This is a genomic window from Saccharothrix sp. BKS2, assembly GCF_047689505.1.
Classification (GTDB): Bacteria; Actinomycetota; Actinomycetes; order Mycobacteriales; family Pseudonocardiaceae; genus Actinosynnema; species Actinosynnema lopnurensis.
In genome coordinates this window covers 136,097-148,939 of record NZ_JAUQOL010000010.1, presented here as the reverse complement: position 1 = coordinate 148,939, position 12,843 = coordinate 136,097, and the positions used below count along the sequence as shown (strand labels likewise).

Below are 12,843 nucleotides of genomic sequence, written 5' to 3'. Positions count from 1 at the left end.
CTTCACCTGGCGCAACACCGCGGGGCCGCCCCGTTGTTCCCGGCCCGTTGTCCCCACCCGCGCGGAACGGGCCCCGGCCACCCGGCCGGGGCCCGCTCCCTACTCCTTGGTGACCAGCGTGAGCACGTCGTACTTCGCCACCGACTCGCCCTTCTGGTTGACCACGTCGGCGTCCCACCGGACCTCGCCGTAGTCCTGGTCCTCGCGCGGCGTGATCTGCTTGGCGGTCAGCGTCACGGTCAGCTCGTCGCCCGGGAACGTCGGCGTGACGAACCGCAGGTTCTCCAGGCCGTAGTTGGCCAGCACCGGCCCCGGCTCGGGCGAGACGAACAGCCCCGCCGCGAACGACACGACCAGGTAGCCGTGCGCGACCCGGCCGCCGAAGAACGGGTTCGCCGCCGCGGCCTCCTGGTCCAGGTGGGCGTAGAAGGTGTCGCCGGTGAACTCGGCGAAGTGCTCGACGTCCGCCATCGTCACCACGCGCGGCCCGGCGACCACGGAGTCACCGATCCGCAGCTCCCGCAGCGACTTGCGGAACGGGTGCACGTCCGACTCCCTGCGCGGGGCGCCGGTGACCCACTGGTTGGTGACCGCGCCGAGCACCCGGGGGCTGGCCTGCACGGCGGTGCGCTGCATGTGGTGCAGCACGCCGCGCATCCCGCCCATCTCCTCGCCGCCGCCCGCGCGCCCCGGACCGCCGTGGACGAGCGCCGGCAGCGGCGAGCCGTGCCCCGTGGACTCCTTCGCGTCGTCGCGGTCGAGCACCAGCAGGCGGCCGTGCCACGGGGCCACCCCGAGGACCACCTCGCGCGCGAAGTCCAGGTCGTGGGTGACGACCGAGCCGACCAGGCTGCCCGCGCCCCGCGCGGCCAGCTCGACGGCGTGCGCCGCGTCCCGGTAGGGCAGCAGCGTCGACACCGGCCCGAACGCCTCGACCTCGTGCGGTTCGGCGTGGTCGGGGTCCGCCTTGAGCAGCACCGGGGACAGGAACGCGCCGCGCTCGGCGTCGGCGTCCACCACGTCCACGCGGTCGAGCGAGCCGTGCACGATTTCGCCGGCCGCCAGCAGCGCCTTCAGCGACCGCCGCACCTCCTCGCGCTGCTCCAGCCCGGCCAGCGCGCCCATCCGCACGGTCTCGTTCGCGGGGTTGCCGATCACCACCTTCGCCAGCCGCGCGCTGGCCGCCTCCGCCACCGCGTCCAGCAGCCCGGCGGGGACCAGGGCGCGCCGGATCGCGGTGCACTTCTGGCCGGCCTTGGCCGTCATCTCGGCGACCAGCTGCTTGACGAACAGGTCGAACTCGGGCGTGCCCGCGACCGCGTCGGGGCCGAGGATCGAGCAGTTCAGCGAGTCGGCCTCGGCGTTGAACCGCACGCTGTTGCGGATCACGGTCGGGTGGGTGCGCAGCAGCCGGGCCGTCGACGCGGACCCGGTGAAGCCGACCAGGTCCTGCTCGGTGAGGTGGTCGAGCAGGTCGCCCGCGCCGCCCGAGACGAGCTGGAGCGAGCCCTCGGGCAGCAGGCCGGAGCCGAGCATGAGCCCGACGACCCTCTCCGTGATGTACGCGGTCTGCGAGGCGGGCTTGACCAGCGAGGGGACCCCGGCGATGAAGGCCGGCGCGAACTTCTCCAGCGGGCCCCACATCGGGAAGTTGAAGGCGTTGATCTGCACGGCCACGCCCCGCAGCGGGGTGGCGATGTGCCTGCCGACGAAGGTGCCGCCCCGGCTCAGCGGCTCGACCGGGCCGTCCACGTGGACCCGGTCGTTGGGCAGCTCGCGCTTGGCCTTGCTGGCGTAGCCGAACAGCACGCCGATGCCGCCGTCCACGTCGATCAGCGAGTCCGTCCTGGTCGCGCCCGAGCGGGCGGACAGCGCGTACAGCTCGTCGCGGTGCTCGCGCAGGTGCGAGGCCAGGGCCTTGAGCAGGGCGGCGCGCTGGTGGAACGTCAGCTCGCGCAGGGCCGGGCCGCCGACGCGCCTGCCGTGGTCCAGGGCCGCCGCCATGTCGATCCCCCGCGACGAGATCCGGGCGATCTCCTCGCCGGTCACCGCGTCGTGCAGGGGCGCGCCCTCGCCGTCTGGGGTGTGCCAGCGTCCGGACACGTAGCTGCGCAGCATGGCCATCGGGTGTTGACCTCCTCGTCGTGCCGGTGGGTGTCCCGGCCTGGGTCGAAGAGTAGAGCCCCCTACTTTCATCGTGACTTGATTAAAGGCCATGCAGTAAGTTCTGCCCTGGCCGCCGCCAGAGTTGAAGGGAGTGTCGATGAGGACACGAGTGGTGGTGAGTGCGGTCGCGCTCGCCCTGAGCGCCCTCGCGGTGCCCGTCGCGCAGCAGGGCGTGGTCGCCGCACCCGCCGCCGACCCCGGTGTGGGCACCATGGCCGTCACCTGGGCCGACGAGTTCAACGGCGCCGCGGGCACGCGGGTCGACGGCTCCAGGTGGAACACGGAGACGGGCAACAACAACGGCAACAACCGCGAGCACCAGTGGTACACGAACTCCGCGAGCAACGCCTCGATGGACGGCCAGGGCAACCTGGTCATCACCGCTCGCAAGGAGAACCCCGGCAACTGGAACTGCTGGTACGGCCGCTGCCAGTACACCTCCGCCCGGATCAACACCGCCGGCAAGTTCACCACCACCTACGGCAAGGTGGAGGCGCGGATGAAGATGCCGCGCGGCAAGGGCATCTGGCCCGCGTTCTGGATGCTCGGCCAGGACATCAACTCCGGCAACCCGTGGCCGGGCAGCGGTGAGATCGACATCATGGAGTTCCTGGGCCACGACCTGGACACGGTCTACGGCACCATCCACGGCCCCGGCTACTCCGGCGCGGGCGGCATCGGCGCGGCGTACAACGGCCCCAACTTCGCCGACGGCTTCCACACCTTCGCCATCGAGTGGTCGCCCAGCGGCATCGCGTGGTCCGTGGACGGGAACGTCTTCCAGCGCCGCACGCCCGCCGACCTCGGCGGCCGGCAGTGGGTGTTCAACAAGCCGTTCTTCATCATCCTCAACCTCGCGGTCGGCGGTGAGTGGCCGGGCTACCCGGACGCGAGCACCACGTTCCCGCAGCAGTTCGTGATCGACTACGTGCGCGTCTCCACCGTCGACGGCAACCCGCCCGCGGGCGGCAACCGGATCACCGGCATCGGCGGCAAGTGCGTGGACGTGGCCGGCGCGAACCCCGCCAACGGCACCGCGGTGCAGCTCTACGACTGCAACGGCAGCGCGGCGCAGCAGTGGACCCGCCAGGGTGAGACCCTCCGCGCCCTGGGCAAGTGCCTGGACGCGGCCTCCGGCGGCACCGCCGACGGCACCCTGGTGCAGCTGTGGGACTGCAACGGCAGCGGGGCCCAGCGGTGGGCCGTCAGCGGGGCCAACGACATCGTGAATATCCAGGCGAACAAGTGCCTGGACGCGCAGAACAACAGCTCCGCCAACGGCACCCGGCTCCACATCTGGACGTGCACCGGGGCCGCCAACCAGAAGTGGAACGTCGCGGCCTGATCGGCGGGCAGCCGGTCCCGGGAGCACGTGCCGGGGCCGGCGACCGATCCGAGCCGGAGCGGCCTGGACCCCCGCGACCGACGACTCTCCCCGTCGGTCGTGGAAGGGCCGCGACCGCCGCCGCGGGCCTCGCCGGCCCGCGGCGGCCGTGGTCGAGGTGGGCACGGGCAGCGGCCCGTGCCCACCTCCTTCGGTCGACACCCGGGGAATTCCCGCACGTCAGCCCGCGTTGGACCAACCGTGAAGCTCTCGGTGCTGGACCGCTCGCGCACGCGCTCCGGGCAGACCCACGCCGAGGCCCTCCGCGAGACCGTCGGGTTCGCCCGGCAGGTCGAGGCCCTCGGCTACCACCGGTTCTGGGTCTCCGAGCACCACGGCGTCCCCGGCGTGGCGGGCTCCGCCCCCACCGTCCTGGCGGCGGCCGTCGCGGCGGCCACCACGACCATCCGCACGGGCACCGGCGGCGTGATGCTGCCCAACCACCAGCCCCTCGTGGTCGCCGAGCAGTTCGGCGTGCTGGAGTCCCTGTTCCCGGGCCGGATCGACATGGGCCTGGGCCGGTCGGTCGGTTTCACCGGGGCCGTCCGCGCGGCGCTGGGCCACGACCGGGACGACGCCGACGCCTTCGGTCCGAGGCTCGCCGAGCTGCTCGGCCACTTCACCGACGACCGGCCGGTGCGCGCCTACCCGGCGCCCGGCCTGCGCGTGCGGCCCTTCGTGCTGGCCACCGGCGCCGGCGCCGGGGTGGCCGCCGAGCACGGCCTGCCGCTGGTGATCGGCTCTTTCCGGGGCGAACGGGCGATGACCGGGGCGATCGACGCCTACCGCGCCGGGTTCCGCCCCTCGGTCTGGGCGTCGGAGCCCTACGTGGTGATCTCCGCGAACGTGGCCGTGGCGGCGACCACCGACGAGGCGTGGCGGCTGCTGGTCCCGGAGGCGTGGGCGATGACCTGGTCGCGGACCAGGGGCGAGTTCCCGCCGCTCAGCGCGCCGGAGGAGGTCCTCGCGACCCCGATGACCGACCGCGAGCGCGCCCTGTTCGAGCAGTCGCTGGAGGGCCACGTCCACGGCACCCCCACCGAGGTCGGCAAGGCCCTGGGGGCGCTGGTGGAGCGCACCGGCGCGGACGAGGTGCTGGTCACCACCAGCACCCACGACCGGGCGGCGCTGCTGACCTCGTACCGCCTGCTGGCCGAGCTCGACCTCTGACGCCCTCGACGGGCACGCCCCGCGAGGGCGCCCCGGCGGGGACTGCCCAGCGGGGACTGCCCCGGCCGGCGGTGTTCCCGCCGGCCCTCGTCCCGCTAGTGGTCGCGCTGCTGGTCGGCCAGGAACCGCTCGAACTGGTCCCCGAGCTCGTCCGCGCTCGGCAGCGGCTCGCCCGCCGCCGCCAGCAGGTTCTCCGACGCCTCCGCGAAGGCGTCGTACTGCCGCTCCAGGGCCTCGACCACCTGCGCGACCTCGTCCGAGTCCGCGACCTGGCGGGCGATCTCGGCGTCGGTGCGCCGGGTGGCCTCGTGGAGCGCGCCGATCGGCAGGGCCAGCCCGGTCGACTTGGTGATCGAGTCCAGCAGCCCCAGCGCGGCGGTCGGGTAGGTGCTCTGGGACAGGTAGTGCGGCACGTAGGCCGCGAAGCCCATCGCGTCGTGCCCGGCCTGGCCCAGGCGCAGCTCCAGCAGCGCCGACAGGTTGCCCGGCACCTGCACCCGGTTGAACGGCGACTTCTCCACCACCAGCTGCGGCCTGGTCGCGTGCGAGATCACCGAGAGCTTGCGGGTGTGCGGCACCCCCATGGGGATGCCGTGGAAGCTGATGGCCAGCCGCACGCCCCAGCGCTCGACCAGCGACCGCACCGCGGCGACCACGGCCTCCCACCGGCGGTCCGGCTCCGGGCCGTGCATCACCAGGAACGGCGTGCCGACCGCGTCGTGCAGCAGGCGGACCACCAGCTCGGGCGCGGCGTAGTCCTCCCACCGGTCGGTCACGAAGGTCATCGGCGGCCTGCGGGCCCGGTAGTCGATCAGGTCGTCGACGTCGAACCGGGCGATCACCCGGTGCTCGTGCGTCTCCAACAGGTGCTCGACCAGCACCGAACCGGCCGCACCGGCGTCCATGAAGCCGTCGAAGTGGTGCAGCAGCACCGCTCCGGTCAGGTCCGGGACGTCGGAGTCGACTTCGAACAGCTCCTCCGGGTCCAGCGCCACGTCGTGCCTCCCCATGTACTCAGACCAGTCTCCTGAACGTCAACGCCGCCGGACCGCCGGTCATTCCCGACTTCGGCGAACCCGCCGCGCGACCACCCCCATTCCTTGACCTCCAGTCGGCTCCAGGTCCTAGCGTTCGGCCCATGGACATGGAAACCACCGCGTGGATGTCGCTGTACCACGTGACGAACGCGCAGGACGACCGCCGGCCGTTCTCCGCCGCCACGCTGCGCCGCATCCGGGCCTTCGCGCGGCCGCACCGGACGCGGCTGACCCAGTACCTGGTGTTGAGCGTGGTCATGGCGGTGCTGGCGGTGGTGACGCCCGTCCTCGCGGGCCGGGTGGTGGACGCGATCGTCAGCGGTTCGGCCACCGGGGTGGTCGTCGGGCTGGCCGGCGTGATCGCGGGCATCGCGGTGGTGGAGGCGGCGCTCGGCCTGCTGACGAGGTGGCTGTCCGCGCGCATCGGCGAGGACCTGATCCTGGACCTGCGGACCACGGTCTTCGACCACGTGCAGCGGATGCCCGTCGCGTTCTTCACCCGCACCCGCACCGGGGCGCTGGTGAGCCGGCTCAACAACGACGTGATCGGGGCGCAGCGGGCGTTCAGCGACACGCTCGCCGGCGTGGCGGGCAACCTGGTGATGCTGGTGCTGACGCTGGTGGTCATGATCGGCCTGTCGTGGCAGATCACGCTGCTCGCGCTGGTGCTGCTGCCGGTGTTCGTGGTGCCCGCGCGGCGGATGGGCTCCCGCCTGGCGCGGCTGGAGCGCGAGGCGGCCAACCACAACGCCACCATGAGCACCCAGATGACCGAGCGGTTCTCCGCGCCGGGCGCGACGCTGGTGAAGCTGTTCGGGCGGCCGGCCCACGAGTCGGCCGAGTTCGAGGTGCGGGCGCGGCGGGTGCGCGACATCGGGGTGCGCGCGGCGATGGTGCAGACGGTGTTCCTCACCGCGCTGACCCTGGTCTCCGCGCTGGCGCTGGCCCTGGTCTACGGCCTGGGCGGGTTCTACGCGCTGCGCGGTGAGCTGGACCCGGGCTCGGTGGTGGCGCTGGCGCTGCTGCTGACCAGGTTGTACGCCCCGCTGACGGCCCTGGCCAGCGCCCGGGTCGAGGTGATGAGCGCGCTGGTGAGCTTCGAGCGGGTGTTCGAGGTGCTCGACCTGAAGCCGCTGATCACCGAGAAGCCCGACGCGCGCACCGTGCCGGACGGGCCCGTGTCGGTGGAGTTCGAGGGCGTCCGGTTCGCCTACCCGTCGGCGGACAAGGTCTCCCTGGCGTCGCTGGAGGAGGTCGCGGTGCTCGACACCCGCGGCGGCGTGGAGGTGCTGCACGACATCAGCTTCCGGGCCGAGCCCGGCCAGGTGGTGGCGCTGGTCGGCTCGTCGGGGGCGGGGAAGTCCACGATCGCCTCGCTGCTGCCCCGGCTCTACGACGTGGACGCGGGCGCGGTGCGGCTGGCCGGGGTCGACGTCCGCGACCTGACCACCGACTCGGTGCGCGAGGTGCTGGGCATGGTGACGCAGGACGGCCACCTGTTCCACGAGTCGATCCGGTCGAACCTGCTGCTGGCGCAACCGTCGGCGACCGACGAGGAGCTGGTGGAGGTGCTGCGGCGGGCGCGGCTGGCCGACCTGGTGGCGTCGTTGCCGGACGGGCTGGACACGGTGGTCGGCGAGCGCGGCTACCGGCTGTCCGGCGGTGAGCGGCAGCGGTTGACCATCGCCCGCCTGCTGCTGGCCAAGCCGCGCGTGGTGATCCTGGACGAGGCCACGGCGCACCTGGACTCCACCTCGGAGGCCGCGGTGCAGGCCGCGCTGGGCGAGGCGCTGGCCGGGCGGACCGCGGTGGTCATCGCGCACCGGCTGTCGACCATCCGGGCGGCCGACCTGATCCTGGTGGTGGAGGGCGGCCGGGTGGTGGAGCGCGGCACGCACGTCGAACTGCTCGCGGCGGGTGGCCGGTACGAGGAGCTGTACCGGACCCAGTTCGCCGAGGAGGCCGAGGAGGGGGTCTCGGCCTAGGGGCCGCCGGTCCGCTGGTGGGCGGTGTTCGTGGTGGTCCCGTAGTAGTAGGGCCGCACGCGGTAGGTGGCGGTCTTCTCCTCGGGCAGCGTGATCAACCCGAACGACCGCACGTCCGGGTCGAGCTGCGCGGCCACGGTGAAGTCCGCCGCCCCGGCGGGCCTCACCTCCACCAGGTAGCCCTCCTCCCCCGCCGCTCGATCGGTCCAGGTGAACAGGATCCCGTTGGCGTGCCTGACCTCCGCGCGGAAGTCGGCGGGCGCGGCGTCGGCGGAGCGCACCGGCCGGGTCCCGCTCGGTCCCCGGACGGGCTCGGCCCACCCGTGCCCGTCCGACTCCGGCACCTCGTCGCCCGGCGGCAGGGTCACGCCCGCGGGTTCCGACGCCGGGCCGTGGAACGACCGCACCCGGTAGTGGAAGGAGGTCCGCGGGATCAGGTCCAGGTGCTCGTAGGAGTTCCGGTGGGGCGGGGCGAACTCCAGGGCGGTGTAGGCGCCCCCGGGCTCGTTCGCGTACTCGACGACCTGGCCCGCGGCGCCCGGTTCCGGCCGCCAGCGCAGCGCGACGTCCACGGCGGAGGTCAGCTCGGCCACGAGTTCGGGGGTCGGCCGCGCGGGCTGCTCCTCGGGCCGCTCCCGGCCGCAGGCGGCCAGGAGCAGCACCGGGACCACGAGGAGGCGCCTCACCTGCGCCAGAACCGGACACCGCTCCACACCACGGTGGCCGGTCCCTGGCCGCTGTTGGTGCGGTACGCGCCGAACTTGTCGTAGAAGCTGCCGCCGGGGCTGGCGTAGGTGTGCCGCAGCGACCCGTTGACGTACGTGCGGTGCTCGCCGCCGACCACGTGCACGGTGTTCACCCGCACCGTCGCCCCGACGGTCGCGCCGGTGGCGACCGTCGCGCCGCCGTGCACCGCGTACAGCCGCCCGCCGCGCTCGACCGCGAGCATGAAGAACGGCCCGGCCGCGGACTCGTGGAACGTCTGCTTGAGGCTGACGCGCGTGCCGCCCAGGCTGGTGACGCGGAACGACCCCTCGAACTGGCGGGTGCCGCCGGTGTAGGTGGCGTACCGGCGCTCGGCGCGCTGGTCGCCGCTCGCCGTGGCGCAGGTGAGCCGGAAGGTCAGGTCCGCGACGTCGCCGCACCCGCGTTCCTGCACGGTGAACGAGGGCGAGTACGAGGTCCAGGGACCGGCCTCCACCTGGGCCCGCGCGGTCGGGGCGGTCATCGCCAGCCCGGCGGTGAGCGCGAGCGCGGCCAGGGCCCGGGGCGTCCTGGGCATGGCACCTCCTTCGACCCCCCGGTTCCGGGGAGTGTCGGGGCGGCGACGCCGGTCACTGTAATTGGTCTGGACGACCTGCAACAAGGATCACCGGGGAGCCCGGTACGTCCCGGTACGGCAGAGTGGTGGCATGGAGCTGACGCCGCGCACCCTGTTCTCCTTGGCGAGGACCACCGTGGAGACCGCCGTGGCCGTGCCCGGCCGGGTGCTGGACCTGCTGGGGGCGGCCGAGTCCGTGGTCCGCCGGGCCGACGGCCTGGTGGCGCGCACCGAGCGGGTGCTGGCCGAGACCGAGGCGCTGGTCGAGCGGGCGAAGGTGGTGACCGCGTCGGCGGACGGCATCACCGCCGACATCGCCCGCACGGCCCGCGTGTCGCGCGAGCTGATGGACGACTACGCGCCGTTGGCGCGGCAGGCGCAACCGCTGGCGCGGCGCTTCGTCGAGGAGCTGTCGCCGCACGAGGTGGACGCCGCGATCGAGCTGGTGGACCAGCTCCCGGTGCTGACCAAGCACATCATGGAGGACGTGCTGCCGATCCTGACGACCCTGGACAAGGTGGGTCCGGAGATCCACCAGCTGCTGGAGGTCACCAAGGACATGAAGCAGGCGATCCTCGGCATCCCCGGTTTCTCGTTCCTGCGCCGCCGCGGCGAGGAGAAGGAGGAGGACGGCCAGTAGGACGCCCTCCGGGGACCGGCGCACGCGTTCGCCCGGTTCCCGGTGGCCGGAATTCCACTCCGCTTCACGTGCTTTCCGGAGAAGCCTCACCGCCTCCCGCGATGCTCACCGGCTTCCGCCGGGCCGGCATTTCCTTCGGCGGATTTCCGAGGGCGGAACACCCGACGGGGTTCAGGACGGCACGGGCCGCGGGCGTGCCGTCCGGCTTCGTCGCGACCGGCCCGCCGACCGCTGCCGGCAGCCACCACCAACCCGCCCACCGCACCGGCTCCCACCGCACCGGCTCCCCTTCCCCCTTCCCTTCTCCCCCCCTCACCCCTCACCCTCCCCGAATCCGGGACGTCTTTTGTGAAAGGCACCTTCGGAGTAATGTGACGGCGACAATGCGGGGTACGCCGTTCGCGCGCCGACCATTCGCCGGGTTTATCACCCACGTGCGCGTTCCGCGATGCCTGGTTGTCACGGCGCTACGGGGTTTTACTCACTCGAACGAGTGAACGGCGTCGAGTCGGCGAAAAGAGCGTTTGACACCCCGCGACGGCTGATTTTACTGTCGATCGGGCGAAGTCCCAAGGCGGTGCTTCGGCATGCGGAGGCGGCAGCATGACGATCTCACTGAACGGGTTGGCGCGGCAGCGGACGTTCGCCGGGGGCACGACGACCGGACCGGCGGTCCACCCGGCGAGCGAGTACAGCGCGGCGCGGCAGCTCTGGGCGAGCGTCCCGACCGAGCTGGCCGAGCGGATGGCGCCGCTGGCCGGCGTCCTGGTGCGCGACGCGGTGCGGGAGATCCGCCGCGCGGTGCCCGCGTACGCGCGGCCCCTGGAGGGCAAGTTCCGCGAGGTCCTGGTCGGCGCGGTCGAGATGGCCATCTCGAAGTGCTTCGACATCATCGTCAACCCCGACGCGGCGCAGGGCGACTGGGAGGCCGTGCTGCGCTACAGCGGTCGGATCGAGTACCTCGAGGGCCGCACCATGGACTCGCTCCAGACCGCCGTGCGGGTGGGGGCGCGCGTGGTGTGGCGGCACCTGAGCGAGCAGGGGCGCGAGCTGGGCGTGCCCACCGACACGCTGTTCCTGGTCGGTGACGCGATCTTCGCCTGGGTCGACGAGCTGTGCCGGGTCGCCATCGCCGGGTACGCCGAGGCGCGGGCCAACGCCAGCGGCGCGCTGGAGCGCAGGCGGCGGCAGCTGCTCAAGCTGGTGCTGGCCGAGCAGCCGGCGTCGGCGCGCTCCGTCGCGGACCTCGCCGCGACCACGGACTGGCCGCTGCCCGCGCGGGTCGCCGTGGTGGCCCTGGAGTACCGCGAGGACCAGCACCAGCTGCCGCCGGTGGCGCTGGGCCGCGACGTGCTGGTGGACCTGGAGAGCTCGACGCCCTGCCTGGTCGTGGCCAACCCGGCCGAACGGCTGCGGCTGGACCTGCGCGGGCGGCGGGCGGCGGTGGGGCCGGCGGTGCCGCTGGCCGAGGCCCGGCAGTCACTGGCGTGCGCCCGGCGCGCGCTGGACCTGGTGCGGCGGGGCGTCCTCCCCGTCATGCCGCTGACCTGGTGCGACGACCACCTGGCCACGCTGGCGCTGCTGTCGGACGAGTTCCTGGTGGGTCGGCTCAGCGAACGGGCCCTGGCCGCGTTCGCCGGCCTGACGGTCAAGCAGCGGGAGCGGCTGGAGACCACGCTGCTGGCGTGGCTGGAGACGCAGGGCGGGATCGGCGAGATCGCCGCGCGCCTGGACGTGCACCCCCAGACCGTCCGCTACCGCATGCACCAGCTGGAGGAACTGCTGGGCGACCGCCTGGCCGACCCGGAGGAACGCCTGACCCTGGAGATCGCCCTGCGCTCCCGCCGCCTCCTGAACCACCCCCACCCCCACCCCTGACCCACCCGCGAGTCGTACGTCCAGACCCCCCGTGTCGTACGTTCAGGACCCCCGAGTTCAACGTTCGCGACGGGGTTGGCACCCGTTCGGGGGTACCTGAACGCTGAATTCGAGGGTCCTGGACGTACGACACGACAGGTCTGGACGTACGACTCGCGGTCAGGGGTTCAGTTCGTGGCCCGGCCGGCCTGGGGTGGTGTTGCGCTCCTTGAGCTCGGACTCGTACAGGTGCCGGACGCCGCCTGCCAGCTGGTCGCGCACCTCTCGTTCACACTCGCGGAACGTGCGGTAGTAGCCGTCGTCGTAGTCCTCGACGAGTTGGAACGTCCACCGGCCGTGGATCACGTTGCGCCCGACCAGCTCGGCCTCCAGGCGGTCGGCCTGCTCGTCGTGCCCGGCCTCGCGCAGCAGCCGCACGGCCCGCTGCGCCTCCGCGTCCGCCTTGCCCGTCAGCTGGTGGAACGAGAACAGGTGCCCCCGCGCCCGCTCCGTGGTCTCCAACGCCTCGGTCAACGCCCCGACCGCCTCGACGGTCGCGTCGTCCACCCCGTCCGGTCGCCTGTTGTCAGCCCTCTGCATGACGGGGAGTTACCCCTGAGGGGGCGTCCCTACCCACCCCCTCAGGGCTGATCGCGCCACCCGGTTCGGCCGGTCGGCCCGTCGCGCGTTCGGGCCTTCGGTCCCCTCCGGATCAGGACTTTGGTCCCTGATGATCGGCTCGCGCCGTGCCGATGGAGGAGGTGACGACTCGGAAAGGTGTGACCGGATGCTTCTGGTGAGCTCTCGCAGCGCGGTGGCCGTGACCCGTTACCTCGACGCCGTGCGCGAGCACCTGCGGGACGCCGGGGTCGTGGTGGCCCGGGTCGAGGTCGACCTCAACCCGGGTGAGCCGTTCGAGGCGCGGATGGTGACCGAGCGCGGTGCGGTGCTGCGGTGGCACCAGGAGCGCGGGTGGTGCACGACGACCGAGCAGTCGCCCGACCGGCACCGGCCCGCCGCGGACCACCTGCCCTTCCCCGTCGAGGACCACCTGTCGCTGGAGGGCCACCGGTCGGCCTGAGGTTCGGAGGGGAGCCGAGGGGGCGGTCGGGAGGCAGGGCGGAAGGCGGAGCCTGGGGGGGCGGGAGCCGGCGGGAGCCAGGGGGCGGCGCGGCGTCGAGCGGTCCGTGATGTCGTCGTGCGCCAGTGCGGAGGTGGGGAACAGCGCCGGGGCCGGGCCGGTCCACCGCGCGGCGGGCCGCCAACCGCGCTCGGGCACGCCG

The 12,843-nt window shown here is 73.1% G+C and carries 11 protein-coding genes; 6 read left to right on the top strand and 5 right to left on the bottom strand.

Translation table 11 applies throughout. The features are described from left to right. Positions 1-99: 99 nt before the first annotated feature. Complete coding sequence (gene paaZ / locus Q5530_RS22300; protein WP_415364723.1) at positions 100-2,124, bottom strand: phenylacetic acid degradation bifunctional protein PaaZ; 2,025 nt, start codon at positions 2,122-2,124, stop codon at positions 100-102. Between the two features lie 139 nt (positions 2,125-2,263). Here paaZ and Q5530_RS22295 point away from each other — a divergent pair, with 139 nt between their 5' ends. Both Q5530_RS22295 and Q5530_RS22290 read left to right on the top strand, forming a co-directional pair. Continuing rightward, positions 2,264-3,511, top strand: coding sequence for a family 16 glycosylhydrolase (locus Q5530_RS22295; RefSeq protein WP_415364722.1), 1,248 nt, complete (start codon positions 2,264-2,266; stop codon positions 3,509-3,511). 240 nt (positions 3,512-3,751) lie between these two features. Next, the gene (locus Q5530_RS22290; RefSeq protein ID WP_415364721.1) at positions 3,752-4,720 is read left to right on the top strand and encodes an MsnO8 family LLM class oxidoreductase; all 969 of its coding nucleotides are present in this window, start codon (positions 3,752-3,754) and stop codon (positions 4,718-4,720) included. Between the two features lie 95 nt (positions 4,721-4,815). Here Q5530_RS22290 and Q5530_RS22285 read toward each other — a convergent pair whose 3' ends face one another. Further along, positions 4,816-5,715 (bottom strand): proteasome assembly chaperone family protein, encoded by a 900-nt coding sequence (locus Q5530_RS22285; protein ID WP_380633361.1) that lies wholly within the window; start codon positions 5,713-5,715, stop codon positions 4,816-4,818. Between the two features lie 167 nt (positions 5,716-5,882). On the opposite strand from Q5530_RS22285, the gene Q5530_RS22280 reads away from it, so the two are divergent. Continuing rightward, complete coding sequence (locus Q5530_RS22280; protein ID WP_415364869.1) at positions 5,883-7,742, top strand: ABC transporter ATP-binding protein; 1,860 nt, start codon at positions 5,883-5,885, stop codon at positions 7,740-7,742. Here the strand turns inward: Q5530_RS22280 and Q5530_RS22275 are convergent. Together Q5530_RS22275 and Q5530_RS22270 are read right to left on the bottom strand one after the other, a co-directional pair. Beyond that, positions 7,739-8,428 carry a fibronectin type III domain-containing protein gene (locus tag Q5530_RS22275; RefSeq protein WP_415364720.1) on the bottom strand — a complete coding sequence of 230 codons (690 nt, stop codon included), beginning with the start codon at positions 8,426-8,428 and terminating at the stop codon, positions 7,739-7,741. The two genes, Q5530_RS22280 and Q5530_RS22275, sit on opposite strands and share 4 nt — an antisense overlap. Then, a complete protein-coding gene (locus tag Q5530_RS22270; RefSeq protein ID WP_415364719.1) occupies positions 8,425-9,024 on the bottom strand; it encodes a hypothetical protein in 600 nt (199 codons plus the stop codon). The genes Q5530_RS22275 and Q5530_RS22270 overlap by 4 nt, the downstream gene beginning before the upstream one ends. A gap of 130 nt (positions 9,025-9,154) precedes the next feature. Here Q5530_RS22270 and Q5530_RS22265 point away from each other — a divergent pair, with 130 nt between their 5' ends. Together Q5530_RS22265 and Q5530_RS22260 are read left to right on the top strand one after the other, a co-directional pair. Further along, on the top strand, positions 9,155-9,703 hold the full coding sequence (locus Q5530_RS22265) for a hypothetical protein (protein WP_415364718.1): 549 nt from the start codon (positions 9,155-9,157) through the stop codon (positions 9,701-9,703). 603 nt (positions 9,704-10,306) lie between these two features. Further along, positions 10,307-11,581, top strand: coding sequence for a helix-turn-helix domain-containing protein (locus Q5530_RS22260; protein WP_415364717.1), 1,275 nt, complete (start codon positions 10,307-10,309; stop codon positions 11,579-11,581). Between the two features lie 159 nt (positions 11,582-11,740). Here the strand turns inward: Q5530_RS22260 and Q5530_RS22255 are convergent, their stop codons facing one another. Continuing rightward, positions 11,741-12,160: a hypothetical protein gene (locus Q5530_RS22255; protein WP_415364716.1), complete on the bottom strand. Its 420-nt coding sequence runs from the start codon at positions 12,158-12,160 to the stop codon at positions 11,741-11,743. Between the two features lie 187 nt (positions 12,161-12,347). Between Q5530_RS22255 and Q5530_RS22250 the strand changes: the two genes are divergently transcribed. After that, positions 12,348-12,641 carry a hypothetical protein gene (locus Q5530_RS22250; RefSeq protein WP_415364715.1) on the top strand — a complete coding sequence of 98 codons (294 nt, stop codon included), beginning with the start codon at positions 12,348-12,350 and terminating at the stop codon, positions 12,639-12,641. Positions 12,642-12,843 lie beyond the last annotated feature (202 nt).